This is a genomic window from Enterococcus sp. DIV2419, from assembly GCF_051711865.1.
GTDB classification, from domain to species: Bacteria; Bacillota; Bacilli; order Lactobacillales; family Enterococcaceae; genus Enterococcus; species Enterococcus faecalis.
This window is the reverse complement of record NZ_JBIONS010000001.1, coordinates 906140-922061: the sequence shown is the minus strand read 5'-3', so window position 1 is coordinate 922061 and position 15922 is coordinate 906140. Positions and strand designations below refer to the sequence as shown.

Sequence of the window (15922 nt, the reverse complement as noted above, 5' to 3'; positions counted from 1 at the left end):
CCTTACTGTTCTTCATTCACTGTTTTTGGATGAAAATAATGTTTGCGACAAACAGGATAGTAGGCTTCATTCCCACCAATTTGGACTTGATCCCCTTCATAAACGGGTTTGCCATCAATATAGTGCAAGTTCATAGTTGCTTTTTTATGACAGAACCAGCAAATCGTTTTTAATTCTTCTAATTTGTCTGCATATAAAAGTAAATACTTTGAGCCTTCAAATAATTCATTTCTAAAATCATTCTTTAGCCCAAATGCCATTACTGGAATATCTAATTCGTCAACAATTCGTGCAAATTCAATGACATGATGCTTGTTTAAAAATTGACATTCATCGACTAATACGCAAAAAGGTTTGTAAGACAAATCATTAATCAAGTCAAAGACATTGGTTTCTTCAAAAATTGGAATAGCATCTCTGCGTAATCCGATGCGACTGGATACTTTCCCGACACCATCACGTGTATCTAGTCCACTGGTCATCAAAACAACTGGTTTGTCTTGTTCTTCGTAATTGTGTGCTACTTTTAAGATTTCAATGGTTTTACCACTGTTCATTGCGCCATACTTGAAAAATAATTGAGCCATGTTCACTACACCTTTCCGTTAGTTCCTTACGTATTTTACTATATTTTCAGCAAAAAAGCAGTATTTTTAGCTAAAATGGTCGTGCATTTTTCTGAAAAAAACAGAATCTACGCCAAAGTCATTTTAGCAGAGCTGTTTATACTCCAACTAATGATCCTGCTAGTATGCAATAAAAAAGCCCGAAATTGTAGTTATTTGACTACAATTTCAGACTTTTTAATGCTAGTTATTTTTGAGCAGAGGCAAATTCTGCTGATTGCGTACCTGCTTGACGACCATAAATGATAATATCGGCGATGGCATTGCCTCCGATACGGTTTTGACCATGTAAGCCACCTGTTAATTCACCAGCAGCATATAGACCTTTAATTGGTGTGCCATCTTCACGTAAAACTTCTGTTTTCGTGTTGATTTTCACGCCACCCATTGTGTGGTGAATCCCTGGTGCAATTTTAATTGCGTAGTAAGGCGCTGTGCTTAAGTCAGCTTCCATTCCAGTTGTCCGGCCAAATTGTTTGTCATCTTTGGCATTAACATCTTGGTTCCAAGTATCAATCGTTGCTTTCAATGTATCGGCAGGCATGCCAATTTTTTCAGCTAATTCTTCAATCGTTTCACCTTTTTCCACGAAGCCTTTTTGATCATAGAAATCAATGGCTTTTGCACGGTCGCGTACGCCTTGGTCAAAGACTAAATAAGCTGATTTTTCTGGTAAGGCATTGATTGCTGCGGAAACTTTGTCGCGTGTATCTAACTCATTAACAAAACGTTCTCCTTTTTGAGAAGCCAAGATTGCGCCTTCTCCACGAACTGCTTCACCAATTAAGAAAGCATCGCTTTGTTGAACAGTTGGGTGAATTTGAATTTCTTTCATATCCACTAACGCACCGCCAACTTTTTGAATCATTTGGATACCGTCACCTGTTGTTCCTTCTTGGTTCGTTGTAACATAGTTTTTCAATTCTGGTTTGTATTGTGTAATTAATTTTTCGTTGGCACCGAAACCACCTGTTGTGACAACGACTGCTTTTGCTTTAACTGTTTTTTCTTTATCATCTTTCATTTTCACTTTTACGCCATCGATTTGACCGTTTTCTTCAACTAAGTCTGTGACGTCAGCATCAACAAACAATGGAATTTTTTCTTCGCGAACGTTACGTACTAAACCGTCAACTAGATAGCCCCCAATTGCTGATCCGTCAGCAGGACGGTGTGTGCGTTTTTCGCTCATTCCACCTGTAATCGTTAAATTGCTCAATGTAATTCCTTTTGTATCTAACCAATCAATTGCTTCAGCTGAATGATCAACAAAATAACGTAGTAATTCTTGATCGTTGGTTCCTTTACCGCCTTTTAGTGTTTCTTCAAAGAATTTATCGTTGCTATCTTTAATGCCTTCTTTTTCTTGGAATTTTGTTTGTGAAGCATTCATTCCTGAAGACGATTTAATTGTATTCCCACCTGCAACAGGCATTTTTTCTAAAATAACTGGATTCATGCCAGCTTCTTTGGCTTGTAATGCAGCGGTCATCCCCGCACCACCTGAACCAACAATAACAACATCATAACTGTCTTTTAATTCACTTGGATCTGTATAACCATTAGCAGAGGCACCAGATGTTGCTTCTGTTTTTTCAGAAGACGCTTTTGTTTTACCAGCGGCTTTTTCTTGATCGCTTGTACAACCTGTTGCTGCACCTAATAATAACCCTAGGGAAAGAACTCCCATTAACACTTTTTTCATTGTTTTCCCACCTTATAAACTATTGATTTCTACCAACACAATTTCTTATTTTTCATTTGAATAAAAATAACAGTTTGTTACATAAAGTGAACACATTCACATATCAACCGAAATAAAAAAGCTACCACTACTTTTTAAAGTTGTATCGTTAGACAAACTGACCAATTATTAATAAGTTGTTTGGGGAACAACCTATTTTTCTATTCTTTCATAAAATATCATGTTCTCGCTTGTTTGTGGATGTTTTCCAATTATTTCTAACGAATTTCTTATTTTTATTTGTCATTTCAAGGATTTTCTGGCAGAATTATTCGTTTGAGGCGAAAAGTTTTGGTATACTTAGTTTAATTAGAATTGGGAGGTTATCTAGTGAACCATACACGTTTGCTGTGGCTGGCACAGCGAAAAAGCGATCGATTTATTCGCAAAAATTTTTCATCTATTCAAATCATCGTCGCTTACTACATATTAATGACGGTTATTTCTTATTTATTGTTTTGCCTCCCTATTTTCAGAGAACCTGACTCGCATGTTCCTTTTATTGATTTATTTTTCTTAGCAATCAGTACAGTCAGTGTTACTGGACTCACCACAGTCGATATTAATTCGGTTTTTAATGATCGTGGGATCGTCTTATTGGAGGTTCTTTTCCAAGTTGGTGGCTTAGGGATTATGATGATTTCAACGGTCTTTTTTATTTTATCAAAACGGCGAATCACATTAAAGCAACGTCAGTTAATTATGACTGACATGAATCAGCCGCGACTGAGCGGAATTGTTCGACTGATCCGCACCACTTTTTTGATTTTAATATGGTTCCAAGTAATCTTCGGCTCGCTCTTTTCGCTTTATTTTTATATAAGTGGTTATTATACGAACTGGCGAGATGCGATATTTTATGGATTTTATCAAGCTATTTCTGCAGTGACTAATTCAGGCTTTGATATTTCAGGTGATTCAATTATTCCTTTTGCTCATGATTATCTCTTTTTACTGGCAATTATGTTCTTAATTTTTATCGGCGGAATTGGATTTCCCGTTTTACTGGAAATTCATGAGTGGTTACATTTTAAGAAAAAGAACTTTCGTAAGAAGAAACGAGGCTTGCCTTTCCGCTTCTCATTGTTTAGTAAAATTGCTTTGCTAGCGTTTATTGTTCTGTTTATTGGTGGGACTATTTTGATTTACTTATTAGAAAAAGATCACCTATTTTTGACAATGAATGAAAGTGGCCGTTGGGTAAGTTCGATGTTTTATTCGATGACTACACGAAACGCTGGCCTCCAAATTAATGATTTAGGGGACTTCCAAATTACAACGTTGATTATTTTCTCTGTGTTAATGTTTATTGGTTGTAGTCCTAGCTCTGTTGGTGGTGGTGTTCGAACAACGACTGTTGCGATTATTGGTTTGTATTTGTTAGCCTTTTTAAAAAGTGAAGATGATATTAGCGTCTTTAGCCGTAAAATAGATGACGATGATGTCAAAAAATCGATTGTCGTCTTCATGTTATCTTTGATTATGTGCTTTTTCGCTGTCGTCTTTTTGTCAGCGACTGAAAATCTGCCCTTGATTTCAATCATTGTGGAAGTCGCTTCTGCCTTTGGGACAACCGGTCTTTCTTTGGGCATTACAGACGATTTAACAACAGTAGGTAAATTAATGATTGCCTTATTAATGTTTATTGGACGTATTGGTATGCTTTATACCTTAATGATTTTTGTACCAAAAGAAACACGTGACTTAGGCTACGAATACCCTTCAGAAAAAATTATTATTGGATAAAAAAACAAAGCCTCTCAAGGAAGAGGCTTTGTTTTTTTATTTTTTCATATGTGTGGCTAGTTTGTTATAACTTTCAGAGCGTTCAATTGCATCTTCTTTAGTTTTATCAAGTAAATGTTCGACTACTTCTTGATTCTCTTTAATTGTATGCAACGCAGAGTAACGTGTTTGTTTTTCAAGAAAATCACGCATTTTGTCAAAATCTGTTTTCTTGTAGTCAATGACCATCGGATCTTTGCCTTTCTTAACTAACTCTGGATTATAGCGATAAAGTGGCCAATAGCCAGATTCAACGGCTTCTTTGGCTTGATCTAACGTCCGAACCATTCCGCCTTTGACCCCGTGATTAATACATGGGGTATAACCAATGATAATTGATGGGCCTGGGTACCGCTCCGCTTCGTCAATTGCTTTAATCGTTTGCATTGAGTTTGCGCCTAAAGCCACTTGTGCAACATAGACATTCCCATAAGTGATTGCCATCATCCCTAAATCTTTTTTAGAGGTATGTTTCCCACCCGCTGAGAATTTGGCAATGGCTGAAGCTGGTGTAGCTTTAGATGTTTGTCCGCCTGTATTGGCATACACTTCGTTATCCATAACAAAAATATTAACATCTTCCCCACTAGCAAGAACATGATCGATGCCGCTAAACCCGATATCATAGGCCCAACCATCGCCGCCGACAATCCATTGACTCGTTTTCACTAATAAATCTTTTTGTTCGTAAATTTTTGTTAAAAGTGGATCTTCATCGGCTTCTTCACTTAATGCCGCCGCTAGTTTGGTTGCTCGCTGTTGTGTTCCTTCCCCTTCAGCCATGTGTTCCAACCAATCATTTAACAAGGCTTGAAGTGAATCTGATCCGACGTTTTTAGCAAGACTTTCTTCAACCAGACTAGCTAAATGTTGACGTTTCGTTCGATTGGCAATATACATACCATAACCATATTCCGCATTATCTTCAAACAGCGAATTACTCCAAGCTGGTCCTTGGCCACATTCGTTCGTTGTATAAGGTGTCACTGGTGACGAACCACCCCAAATTGATGAACAGCCTGTTGCGTTAGCAATCATCATTCGATCACCAAATAGTTGCGTCAACAACTTAATATAAGGTGTTTCGCCACAGCCTTCACAAGCACCTGAAAATTCCATCAATGGCTGGTTAAATTGGGAACCTTTAACAGAAAGTTTTTTGACTGGGTTGGCTTTTTGTTTAAGAGTCATCGCAAAGGCCCAATTCATTGCTTGCTCTTTCTGAGTTTCATAAGGTTTCATTAAAATCGCCTTGTCTTTCACAGGGCAAGCCTGAACACAAAGACCACAACCTGTACAGTCTTCTAAAGAAACTTGGATACGATACATCAACCCATCTGTGCCACGCATTTCGCGCATGGCAAAACCTGCAGGTGCTTCTTTCAGTTCTTCTTCATCCGCTAAAAACGGTCGAATAGCCGCATGTGGACAAACAAAGGCACATTCATTACACATCGTACACTTATCCATTTGCCACTCAGGTACTTCTAACGCAATGCCACGTTTTTCATAAGCCGCAGTGCCCATAGGAATGGCACCGCCCTTCATTCCGTTTTCAATCAAATCTGAAACGGTCAGCTGATCCCCTTCTTGACGATTGATTGGTTCTAAAATATTTGTCACAAAAGCTGGAGCTTCCGACTCTTGATTTTCTGGCTCTAAAACAATGGTTGCCCAATCTTCTGGAACTACAATTTCTTGCAGCGATTCAAAGGTAGCATCAATCGCTTGGTAATTTTTTTCAACAATTTCCATTGATTTTTTTCCATAAGTCTTTTTCACTTCTTCTTTAAGTAACGGTAAATATTGCTCTTTCGTTAAAATATCTGTTACTTCAAAAAAGGCAGTAGACATCACTGTATTGATCCGACGACCTAAGCCTACTTTGCGAGCTAACTCAACCGCATTGATAATGTAAAATTTGATTTGGTGCTCCCCAATATATTTTTTTAACTTAGCCGGTAATAAACGGTGAACCTTTTCTTGATCCCAAATAGTATTCAGTAAAAACGTTCCGCCATCTTTTAAACCTTTTAACAGGTCGTATTTATGCAAATAGGACGCATTGTGACAAGCGATGAAATCTGCTTGTTCAATTAAATACGTAGAAGTAATTGGCTCTTTACCAAAACGCAGATGCGAAACGGTTAAACCGCCTGATTTTTTAGAATCATAACTAAAGTAAGCTTGTGCATAAAGGTCGGTATGATCTCCGATAATTTTAATCGCTTGCTTGTTTGCTCCCACAGTTCCGTCAGAACCAAAGCCCCAAAATTTTGCTTGGAAGGTAGTATCTGGCGTTAAATCTAAAGTAGGTTCTTCTGGCAATGATTGATAGGTTACATCATCAACGATCCCTACCGTAAAGCGTTGTTTTAATTCTTTAAATGGCAATAACAAATGGTCATAGATCGCTTTAATTTGATTAGGCGCTACGTCTTTAGAACCTAACCCATAACGTCCACCAATCACAATTGGACGATTTTCATGTTGATAGAGAGCGCTTTGAACATCTAGCAATAACGGTTCCCCTTCGGCTCCTGATTCTTTTGTTCGATCTAAAACCGCAACCTTTTCTACTGTAGCTGGTAATTTTTCAAGAAGGTTTTCGGTAGGAAATGGACGATATAAATGAATATTGATAAAACCAACTTTGCGTCCTTGTTGATTGAGATAGTCAACTGTTTGTTTGATTACTGGCGAAGCCGACCCCATTGAAATAATGACTTCTGTTGCATCTTCAACCCCGTAATAATCGGTTAAATCATACGTTGTTCCACGAAGATTGTTAATTTTTTTCATGTATTTTTGAACAATTTTTGGCATTTCTTCGTAATTTTTATTGACTGTTTCTCTTTGTTGAAAATGAATGTCAGGATTTTGAGCTGTCCCTGAAACAGTGGGATGATTAGGATTCATGCCTCCCATTCTAAAACGAGTTACAGCTTCCTGATTCACCATTTCTTTCAGGTCATCATAATCAATCACTTCGATTTTTTGTAGTTCATGGCTCGTTCTAAAACCATCAAAAAAGTTTACAAAAGGTAAACTACCTTCTAAGCTAGCTAAATGAGCAACTGCCGACAAATCCATCACTTCTTGAACACTCGATTCTGCTAACATACAAAAACCTGTTTGGCGGGTAGCCATCACATCGCCATGATCACCAAAAATACTCAACGCACTTGTCGTTACTGCCCGAGCCGCCACGTGGAACACAGAAGGCAGCAATTCTCCTGCGATTTTATACATATTGGGAATCATCAACAGTAAACCTTGCGAAGCAGTATAAGTAGTGGTTAACGCACCTGTTTTTAACGAACCATGAACTACTCCCGCTGCCCCAGCTTCTGATTGCATTTCAATAACTTGAACTTTTTGACCATAAATATTTTTTAAACCACTTTCCGCCCATTCATCTACCAACTCAGCCATTGTTGAACTTGGTGTGATAGGATAAATAGCGGCAACTTCTGTAAACGCATATGAAATATAAGCCGCTGCGGTGTTTCCATCCATTGTTTTTTTCATTTTTTCACCTTTTATCTTTCCTAAACATTGCTTGTGACTGTTGTTTTTTGTGTTTTGACATACTGATCAATTGCATTAGCTGCGATTTTCCCAGCGCCCATCGCTAAAATAACGGTGGCAGCACCTGTGACTATATCGCCCCCAGCAAAAACGCCAGGTATTGAGGTTGCTCCTGTTTTAGGATCAGCTTGAATGTAACCCCATTGGTTTAGTTCTATTTCTGGATATGTTGATAACAAGACTCGATTTGCCCCTTGGCCAATTGCCTCGATTACTGCATCAGCAGGAATGGTAAACGTGCTGTCTGGAACCGGTTCTGGCCGTCGTCTTCCAGACGCATCTGGTTCACCTAAAACCATTTTGACACATTCAACACCGGCTAGATTTCCTTGTTGGTCATCTAAATAAGCAATTGGATTCGTTAACCAATAATAGTTAATTCCTTCTTCAAGGGAATGGTGATATTCTTCAATTCTTGCTGGCAATTCTTCTAACGAACGACGATACACAATGTTCACATTTTCAGCGCCTAATCGTTTGGCTGAACGAGCGGCATCCATTGCAACATTCCCGCCGCCAATCACAACAACATTTTTAGCACGTTTAATCGGTGTATCATATTCTGGAAACTCATAGCTATGCATTAAATTGATTCGTGTTAAAAATTCACTAGAAGAATAAACCCCATTTAAGCTAGTCCCTGGGATTCCCATAAAATTTGGTGCCCCTGCACCAACCGATAGATAACAGGCATCAAACTCTGACATTATTTCTTCCATCGTAATCGTTTTACCTACTACCACATTGGTTTCTATTGTTACACCTAAGGCTTCAATACTCGCAATTTCTTGTTTAACAATTTTTTTCGGTAATCGAAATTCAGGTATGCCATAGGTTAATACGCCGCCAGCTTCATGAAGCGCTTCAAAAATAATTACTTCGTAGCCGAGCTTTGCCAAATCCCCCGCAACTGTTAACCCAGAAGGACCAGAACCGACCACTGCGATTTTCCCTTTTGTTGGTTCCGCTGTTTTCTTAGGAAACTTGTGATTTTCTAATGCCCAATCGGCAACTAAACGTTCTAATTTGCCAATTGCCACTGGTTCAAAGTTTTTGGCTTTCCCTAATTTACAAACTTGTTCACATTGTTTCTCTTGCGGACAAACGCGTCCACAAATAGCAGGTAAATTCGTATATTTACTTAAAATATCGGCTGCTTGTTCCATGTTTCCTTCACGAATAGCTAAAATAAATCCAGGAATATCAATCATCACGGGGCATTTAGCAATACAAGGTGCATTTTTACATTGTAAACAGCGAATCGCTTCTTCTTGCCCTTCTGCTAATGTATAGCCTAAGCAAACCTCTTCAAAATTATTTTTTCTGATAGTAGGTGCTTGTTCCGCAATCGGTGTTTTTATACGACTTTTTCTAGCCATTTTTCTCCACCTGCTCTTTCAAACGATCTGTAAAGCAAACTGCTTCTTCTTCCTGATATTGCTTCATTCGATTAATGAATTCATCCCAATTTACTTCATTGCCTTTAAACTCAGGTCCATCAACACAGGCAAATTTCATGGTGCCATCAACAGTGACCCGACAACCGCCACACATGCCTGTTCCGTCAATCATAATAGGATTCAAGGAAACATAAATTGGTAATTGATGTTTTTCAGCTGTCAAGGTACAAAATTTCATCATGATGCTGGGCCCAATCGCCCAACTGCACGCTACAGATTCACGTGCAATAACTTCTTCCATCGCTTCTGTTACTAAGCCCTTTTTACCTAATGAACCATCATCCGTTGTAATGATTAGTTCATCCGAATAACGACGGCATTCTTCTTGTAACAGAACTAACTCAGCTGTTCGTGCCCCCAAAATCGTAATCACTCGGTTGCCTGCTTCTTTTAAAGCCTTGATAATTGGATAAATAGCCGCGATACCAACCCCGCCACCGACAACCATCACCGTTCCATATTGCTTCACTTCTGTGGGCATACCTAAAGGTCCAGTGACATCCAACAAAGAGTCTGAAGTTTTAAGTTGGGAAAGTGCAGCTGTTGTCTTACCGATTACTTGGAAAATAATTCGAATACTGCCTGCTTGTGGATTTGTCTCCGCAATCGTTAAGGGGATCCGTTCTCCCTTTTCGTCAATTCTTAAAATAACAAACTGTCCAGCCTTGGCATGTGTCGCTATTCTTGGCGCTTCCAGCCAAAAATCAAATGTATTACTAGATAATTGAGTCGACTGAAGAATATTAAACATTGAAATACCTACCTTCATCATTCCTTTTCATTCTGACTCCTACTTTCTTAAACCTTTAGGCAACGCTATCAGATAAAGTTGTGGCGACACTTTTAACAAATGTTTTTAGCATTTCGATGTCTTCTTCTTCTGCATTGTTTTCAATTTCAACTGTTTCAGCTACTTTTTTAGCACCAGCTTTTTCAAAAGCTCCTACAAAATCATGCGCTGATTTACAGAAAAATTCACCATATTCACGATCACCGGAGCCAACAACGCCAAATGGCTTACCTGCTAAATCCTTTTCAGTTAATTCATCAAAGAAATCTTCAAATTCAAAAGGCAGTTCTCCATCACCATAAGTATACGTTGCGATAATACAGGCATCTGCATCATCAAAGAAGTCTACATCAACTTCTGAACATTCTTCACGTTCTACTTCAACTCCAGCTTCTTGAAACTGTTCTTCCAAAATCTCGGAAATTTCTTCTGTGTTTCCAGTCATACTTGCATAAACAATTTTTACTAGTGCCATCTTCATTCATTTCCTTTCTTTTTTCCTAAATATTTCAATGCATTCAAATGCAATTGTAACCCCTTACATTAATTCTTAAAAAAATAACTTTTACAAATGATTTTATTCACAAACTAATCTAACTAAGTATGTACTCTTCCCCTTTCGAGATAGAGTATTTTTTACTACGTCTTTACTATACCACATTCCAAACCTTTTTAACAATATTTTTAAGGTAAAAAAAATATTATTTAGGTTCTTTTTTATAAAACGTTTTTCCTTCTTCCAATCATAAAAATTGCTTCTAAAACCGCTCCCCCTAATGCACGAGCTTTGTCGGAGATCGTCAAGCAATCGACTTTCTCAACTGGTCGAGGATCTACATCTGCACACTTCAACCCTTGATAACATGTTACCTTTTCTGAAATCAATCCTCTCAAAGTCCCTGTCAGAGGCGAATAAACTGGAACCTGATCGATTAAAAATAATGCTTCCCCTTTCAACACGAGATCCCCTATGTTTTTAAGGTGGGTGACTTGTCCTGAAGCAGGGGCATGGACAACTCGTTCCGCACTTTTTCCGCCAATTTCACCTGGAATACCTGTATTAGGTAAAGCTGTTCCTTCAAAGTATAAACGTCCCAACCTATGTCCACGCATTGTCTCAATCACAACATCGACATCTTGCGGTGCTGAAAAGCCTGGTCCTAAAGCAATCGTAATCGGTGCCATTCCTCGATGCGTACCTAAATTTTTCTTAGCCAAAATCGCATCGATAACAATCAGTGGTTTCAATTGTTGAATAGCACTTGCTGTTTGATCGACAAAAACAGGCAGCTTATTTTGCTGCCAACATTTCGTACAATCCTTTAATGAAGTAATTCGAACAGAAACCAAATCTTCCACTCTTTGTTCTTTCTGGAAAATAGCATCACAAACTGAAACAGTCCGCCGAATGGCCAGAGGACATTCTGTTTCTAATACTAGTATTTTAAAGCCAACGTGCCATAATTTTTGGATAACGCCTGTCGCTAGATCGCCCCCTCCGCGAACAATCACTAATTTTTCTTGGATGTTTTGACTGATTTCTCCCATAAAATAAGTCCTTTCTCTAATTCCATATTGCAAGCAATAATCTTGTCTAATTTTTCAAAACAGCTTTTGGGTAATTGAAGGCAGACATTCATCGCTTGAACGAACTCTCTTCGCGTATGGGTTTGATTTAAACACAAAATTCGTTTGCCTTGGCTCTCTTTAAACAATCCTTTTGGATGAGCAATGAGTTGAGCTAACAATGTTTCTGTGATTGGTTCTTGTTGTTGCGCATCGGTTAATTCCAAAAAAAGCGGCAACCGATGAATGGTCGTTTCATCTATCTTTTGACCAATTACAGAAATCGGAAGCACACCAATTGTGGTGGTTGTTTCCTTTAATATCACAGGTTCATAAGAGGACCAGCCTTTCAAAGGTCGTTGTTTGGACCCATCCGCTTCTAAAAAAACTTTCGTGAAGTGCTGAAACAATGTTTGAAACGAGGTCATTGCAGGCATCGTTAGTTTTGTTTGGTTGTTGATAGCGGTTCCTGCTAAAGTGATTCCGCAGATATTCGGCGTTATTTTTTCAAAATGGTTTGTATAAAAATAATCATACAATTGACGTTGGGGAAACCCAATTTTTGTAGTTGTACTAACCAGAACAGCTTCCTTTCGATATGTTTTTGCTAGCGCCCACATTAAGCTTGTTTTCCCACCGCTACCAACAATCGACACAATCTCCTTTCCTTGTAAATCAAAACACTTTTTTAAGGACTCCACAGTTGGTACCTCCTTTCCCCAAGATCATTTTTCACAGAAAAAATAGAGGCTACGCGTACTTTTGCTTCTTCTAAAAAACATACACTGTGAGTTATTTCTGCTTCATTAATGAGTAAACCGATCCCACAGCCATCCGTCAATGATGGTGGCAAAGTAAAGACGCGAACAGCCACCTTTCTTGTCAACAGTACTTGTTCTGCCTGAACAGCATAATGTGTATTCGGAAAGGTTAGCAAATACTCCATCTTTTCACCTTCTTTTTTGTTAAAGCGTAATTACTTTAGCCGCTTGATTCATTGTTTCAACAATTTCGTACATATTAGTAATAGAGCCGATAGCTAAGGTGTCTGTTAAATGATAAAAATCTAAACAGGCCCCACACGTTTGAATCGTGGTTCCCTTCTCCGCTAATTGTTGCAAATCAGCTAAGGTATTCGCTGCTTGATTCGTTAAAAACGCCCCTCGATTAAAGAATAATAGCTGTGTAGGAACAGTTTCTGCTTCTGATAATGATTGAAGATAACTTTTCATTAATAGTCGTCCTAGCTGCTCGTCTCCAGTACCTAATTGATCGGAACCAATCGTAATTACTAAATCTGTTGCTGACTGACTTGTTTGTTGAGTCGCTTCTTCAGGTACCGTAATTTTGACAGAGAAAACCGTGGCTTCTATCTGCTTCGCAGTCAAAGTGGCCTGTTTTTTAGCAGCTAATTTTTTTAAATTTTCAATGGCTACTTCGTTATCGACTAAAACCTCGATAGTGCCTCCAGCTAAACCTAACTCCGCCAAAGCTTTTTTTGTTTCAATCACAGGTATTGGGCAAGGTTTTCCCAACGCATCTACTAATTTCATATTTGGCCCTTCTCTCTATAAAAGTACTACTGCTTGTTGTTCTTTTGGCAGAACCTCGCCAATAATTTTGGCAACAGGGTCCTCTTTTTGAATAGCTGCTAAACAGGCTACCGCTTCATCAGCAGCGACACTAATTAACAGTCCGCCAGATGTTTGTGGATCAAACAAAAGTTCTTGCATTTCCATAGAAATTTTTGAATAATCGATTGTCGTTCCGATTGTTTGGCGGTTTCTTTGCCCAGCTGCAGTAACTAAACATTCTGCGGCGTAGGCCAACGCTCCTGTAATGGTTGGTAATGTTTCTGTATCAATCAGTAATGTTACCTGATTATCAGCCATTTCTTTTGCATGAATTAATAGACCAAACCCAGTCACGTCAGTACAAGCATGTACTGCGTAGGATCGAGCATTCGCAGCGGCATATTTATTTAAACGTTCCATCGAATCTTGTGCGATTTTTTGTTCCGTCTGCTTCGCCAATTGCCCCCGAACAGCCGCTTGAATAATTCCTACACCTAATGCTTTAGTTAAAATCAAGACATCCCCCACCTGTGGCGTATTATTATGCCACAAATTTTCTGGATGAACTTCTCCAGTTACCGCTAAGCCATACTTGGGTTCATGGTCATAAATCGAATGGCCTCCCGCCAGTAAAGCACCCGCTTCCTTTAATTTTAAACTGCCACCCAAGAGCATTTGTTCCAACCATTCTTTTGACATCTTTTGTGGAAAACAAACAAGATTTAACGCATAAAGGACTGTACCGCCCATGGCATAGACATCACTTAAAGCATTAGCGACCGCAATTTTTCCAAATGATAACGGATCATTGACCATTGGCGAAAAAAAATCTACCGTTGAAATCAAAGCTTTTTCAGACGTTATTTGGTAAACAGCGGCGTCGTCGGCATGTTCAAATCCGACGAGTAGCCGCTCATTTGCCGGTGTTTCAGGTAAGTGTTGCAACAATTGGTTCAGTACACGGGATTCAATTTTTGCCCCGCAGCCACCTGATGTACATTGTGATAAAAAATCCATGCTGTCCGCTCCTTCTCAAATTAGTAGTTCTTGTAAAGCGTGAATTGTCCAAGTAATTTCTTCAGGCGTTGTCTGCCAACCAAAGCTAAAACGTAAGGTGCCAGTTGCTAAAGTCCCAGCTGTTTCATGGGCTAATGGTGCACAATGCAAACCTGCGCGCGTCATAATGCCATATTGTTCTGCTAGTTGCTGTGCCACCACTGTTTCTTCCTGATTCCACAGTGTGATAGAAACAACAGGGACAGTTTGTGCCACGTCCTTGGTTCCTAAAATTGTGACAGGTAACCCTGATAAACCATTTAAAAAATTCTGCATTAAGGTTCGTTCGTGCTTTTGAATCGCTGCTAAACCAATTTTATTCAACTCTTTAACAGAACTATTTAAGCTTAGAATACCTAAACTGTTTAACGTACCAGCTTCAAATTTATCTGGTAAAAAAGAGGGTTGATCAAAGGAATTAGAATGGCTACCAGTGCCGCCCGTTATCAGTGGTTTGACCGCTTCAGCCCCTCGCTCACTAAAAGCTAACCCACCAATACCTGCTAATCCATATAAGCTTTTATGTCCAGTAAAGGCTAACACATCAATGGCCATCTGAGTCATTTTTATTGGTAGAAAGCCCGCCGTTTGAGCCGCATCCAAAACGGTTAATAATCCTTTCTGTTGAGCCCATTGAAAACATTCTTCAATGGGTAAAATGGTGCCTAAGACATTGGATGCGTGTGTCATCACCAAGGCTTTTGTATTCGTTCGCCAGGCTCGCTGAATATCTTCTACATCTAACAGGCCCGTTTTTTGACAAGCAACATACGTCACTGAAATGCCTCGTTCTTTCTCAAGTAAGTGAAGCGGTCTAGCTACTGCATGATGTTCTAACATGGTCGTAATCACATGATCGCCAGGTTGTAAAAGACCTGCTAATGCAAGATTTAAGGAAGTTGTTGCGTTATTCGTAAACGTAATCTGAGCCGCACTGGGTGCCTGAAAAAAGTCTGCTAACAATTGACGTGTCTCTAAAAGAGGAAGCCCCTCTCTAAGCAAAGGGGCATTTCTTCCGTAATTCATGAACTGATTTTCTGCTAAATAGGCAGTCAAAGCCTCAATGGTTGCTGGAAATTTTTTATAGGAAGTCGCTGCATAATTTAAATAAACCAAGTCCTTCATACGTTTTTCCTCTCTAACTATTGGTTTCTTGAATTAATTTTCTGTACTCTTCTGGCGTATCGATATCTTTTAAACGGCCAGGAGTCGCTATTCTCAGCATCTGAACTGCTTCTGGAAAGCGTTCATAAATCATGCGTCCGCCTTTTTCACCAGTCAATGTTAATAGTTCTTGTCGAAATTGATTACCGAATAACACTGGACTACTAGGACAGCCATCTTTTTGTAATGGCACTACAATTTTATTTCTCTGACATTTATCTAACACGGGTTGTAGCATTTTAGGTGTTAACAATGGTTGATCACTAGGTAAGTATAAATAGCCAGCTCCCCGAGCTTGTTCGGTTCCTAAACGAATACTGCTACTTTGCCCTTCTTGCCATTGATGATTGAGAATCAACTGAATGTTCTTAGGTAAAGGAAACGCTGGCTGATTCTCAGGCGAAACAACTAAAATCCGTTCTAATACGTCTAATTGATTCACTAAGGTTAACGTGTGCTCTAAAAATGTTTTTCCTTGATATTTTAAGAACAATTTATTTTGGCCCATCCGTTGTGAATTGCCCGATGCTAGAATAATGACACTAACGAGTGACATGAGTTGTCTC

14 protein-coding genes are annotated in these 15922 nt (G+C 39.0%); 1 reads left to right on the top strand and 13 read right to left on the bottom strand.

From position 1 onward, the window contains the following. Nucleotides 1-2: 2 nt before the first annotated feature. Both IGI97_RS04355 and IGI97_RS04350 read right to left on the bottom strand, forming a co-directional pair. A complete protein-coding gene (locus IGI97_RS04355; RefSeq protein WP_002356618.1) occupies nucleotides 3-587 on the bottom strand; it encodes a thymidine kinase in 585 nt (194 codons plus the stop codon). Between the two features lie 226 nt (nucleotides 588-813). Beyond that, nucleotides 814-2331, bottom strand: coding sequence for a flavocytochrome c (locus IGI97_RS04350; protein WP_002356617.1), 1518 nt, complete (start codon nucleotides 2329-2331; stop codon nucleotides 814-816). Nucleotides 2332-2700: 369 nt separating this feature from the next. Between IGI97_RS04350 and IGI97_RS04345 the strand changes: the two genes are divergently transcribed. Further along, the gene (locus IGI97_RS04345; protein ID WP_002385738.1) at nucleotides 2701-4116 is read left to right on the top strand and encodes a Ktr system potassium uptake protein D; all 1416 of its coding nucleotides are present in this window, start codon (nucleotides 2701-2703) and stop codon (nucleotides 4114-4116) included. A 36-nt stretch (nucleotides 4117-4152) separates the two neighbouring features. Here IGI97_RS04345 and nifJ read toward each other — a convergent pair whose 3' ends face one another. The 11 genes from nifJ to mocA all read right to left on the bottom strand — a co-directional run bounded on the left by nifJ (nucleotide 4153) and on the right by mocA (nucleotide 15912). Next, complete coding sequence (gene nifJ, locus IGI97_RS04340; protein WP_002367116.1) at nucleotides 4153-7686, bottom strand: pyruvate:ferredoxin (flavodoxin) oxidoreductase; 3534 nt, start codon at nucleotides 7684-7686, stop codon at nucleotides 4153-4155. Between the two features lie 20 nt (nucleotides 7687-7706). Further along, nucleotides 7707-9125, bottom strand: a complete 1419-nt coding sequence (gene gltA / locus IGI97_RS04335; RefSeq protein WP_010776028.1) for an NADPH-dependent glutamate synthase — start codon at nucleotides 9123-9125, stop codon at nucleotides 7707-7709. After that, nucleotides 9118-9975 (bottom strand): sulfide/dihydroorotate dehydrogenase-like FAD/NAD-binding protein, encoded by an 858-nt coding sequence (locus IGI97_RS04330; protein WP_438738784.1) that lies wholly within the window; start codon nucleotides 9973-9975, stop codon nucleotides 9118-9120. The genes gltA and IGI97_RS04330 overlap by 8 nt, the downstream gene beginning before the upstream one ends. A 37-nt stretch (nucleotides 9976-10012) precedes the next feature. After that, nucleotides 10013-10477: a flavodoxin gene (locus IGI97_RS04325; protein WP_002382673.1), complete on the bottom strand. Its 465-nt coding sequence runs from the start codon at nucleotides 10475-10477 to the stop codon at nucleotides 10013-10015. Nucleotides 10478-10713: 236 nt separating this feature from the next. Beyond that, on the bottom strand, nucleotides 10714-11544 hold the full coding sequence (gene yqeB, locus IGI97_RS04320; protein WP_162781140.1) for a selenium-dependent molybdenum cofactor biosynthesis protein YqeB: 831 nt from the start codon (nucleotides 11542-11544) through the stop codon (nucleotides 10714-10716). Continuing rightward, the gene (gene yqeC / locus IGI97_RS04315) at nucleotides 11508-12263 is read right to left on the bottom strand and encodes a selenium cofactor biosynthesis protein YqeC (RefSeq protein WP_002362599.1); all 756 of its coding nucleotides are present in this window, start codon (nucleotides 12261-12263) and stop codon (nucleotides 11508-11510) included. The genes yqeB and yqeC overlap by 37 nt, the downstream gene beginning before the upstream one ends. Then, nucleotides 12251-12508, bottom strand: coding sequence for a DUF3343 domain-containing protein (locus tag IGI97_RS04310; RefSeq protein ID WP_002367121.1), 258 nt, complete (start codon nucleotides 12506-12508; stop codon nucleotides 12251-12253). The genes yqeC and IGI97_RS04310 overlap by 13 nt, the downstream gene beginning before the upstream one ends. A gap of 19 nt (nucleotides 12509-12527) precedes the next feature. Beyond that, complete coding sequence (gene yedF / locus IGI97_RS04305; RefSeq protein WP_002382672.1) at nucleotides 12528-13115, bottom strand: sulfurtransferase-like selenium metabolism protein YedF; 588 nt, start codon at nucleotides 13113-13115, stop codon at nucleotides 12528-12530. 15 nt (nucleotides 13116-13130) lie between these two features. Continuing rightward, nucleotides 13131-14153 (bottom strand): selenide, water dikinase SelD, encoded by a 1023-nt coding sequence (gene selD / locus IGI97_RS04300; protein WP_002396232.1) that lies wholly within the window; start codon nucleotides 14151-14153, stop codon nucleotides 13131-13133. 15 nt (nucleotides 14154-14168) lie between these two features. After that, the gene (gene sclA, locus IGI97_RS04295; RefSeq protein WP_438738050.1) at nucleotides 14169-15317 is read right to left on the bottom strand and encodes a selenocysteine lyase SclA; all 1149 of its coding nucleotides are present in this window, start codon (nucleotides 15315-15317) and stop codon (nucleotides 14169-14171) included. Between the two features lie 13 nt (nucleotides 15318-15330). Then, a complete protein-coding gene (mocA, locus tag IGI97_RS04290) occupies nucleotides 15331-15912 on the bottom strand; it encodes a molybdenum cofactor cytidylyltransferase (RefSeq protein ID WP_002356598.1) in 582 nt (193 codons plus the stop codon). Nucleotides 15913-15922: the final 10 nt, after the last annotated feature.

Bases quoted from the DNA above. Each gene is read 5' to 3' on its own strand.
- IGI97_RS04355 (WP_002356618.1), bottom strand. From the start codon at position 587: ATGGCTCAATTATTTTTCAAGTATGGCGCAATGAACAGTGGTAAAACC.
- IGI97_RS04350 (WP_002356617.1), bottom strand. From the start codon at position 2,331: ATGAAAAAAGTGTTAATGGGAGTTCTTTCCCTAGGGTTATTATTAGGT.
- nifJ (WP_002367116.1), bottom strand. From the start codon at position 7,686: ATGAAAAAAACAATGGATGGAAACACCGCAGCGGCTTATATTTCATAT.
- gltA (WP_010776028.1), bottom strand. From the start codon at position 9,125: ATGGCTAGAAAAAGTCGTATAAAAACACCGATTGCGGAACAAGCACCT.
- IGI97_RS04330 (WP_438738784.1), bottom strand. From the start codon at position 9,975: ATGAAGGTAGGTATTTCAATGTTTAATATTCTTCAGTCGACTCAATTA.
- IGI97_RS04325 (WP_002382673.1), bottom strand. From the start codon at position 10,477: ATGAAGATGGCACTAGTAAAAATTGTTTATGCAAGTATGACTGGAAAC.
- yqeB (WP_162781140.1), bottom strand. From the start codon at position 11,544: ATGGGAGAAATCAGTCAAAACATCCAAGAAAAATTAGTGATTGTTCGC.
- IGI97_RS04310 (WP_002367121.1), bottom strand. From the start codon at position 12,508: ATGGAGTATTTGCTAACCTTTCCGAATACACATTATGCTGTTCAGGCA.
- yedF (WP_002382672.1), bottom strand. From the start codon at position 13,115: ATGAAATTAGTAGATGCGTTGGGAAAACCTTGCCCAATACCTGTGATT.
- selD (WP_002396232.1), bottom strand. From the start codon at position 14,153: ATGGATTTTTTATCACAATGTACATCAGGTGGCTGCGGGGCAAAAATT.
- sclA (WP_438738050.1), bottom strand. From the start codon at position 15,317: ATGAAGGACTTGGTTTATTTAAATTATGCAGCGACTTCCTATAAAAAA.
- mocA (WP_002356598.1), bottom strand. From the start codon at position 15,912: ATGTCACTCGTTAGTGTCATTATTCTAGCATCGGGCAATTCACAACGG.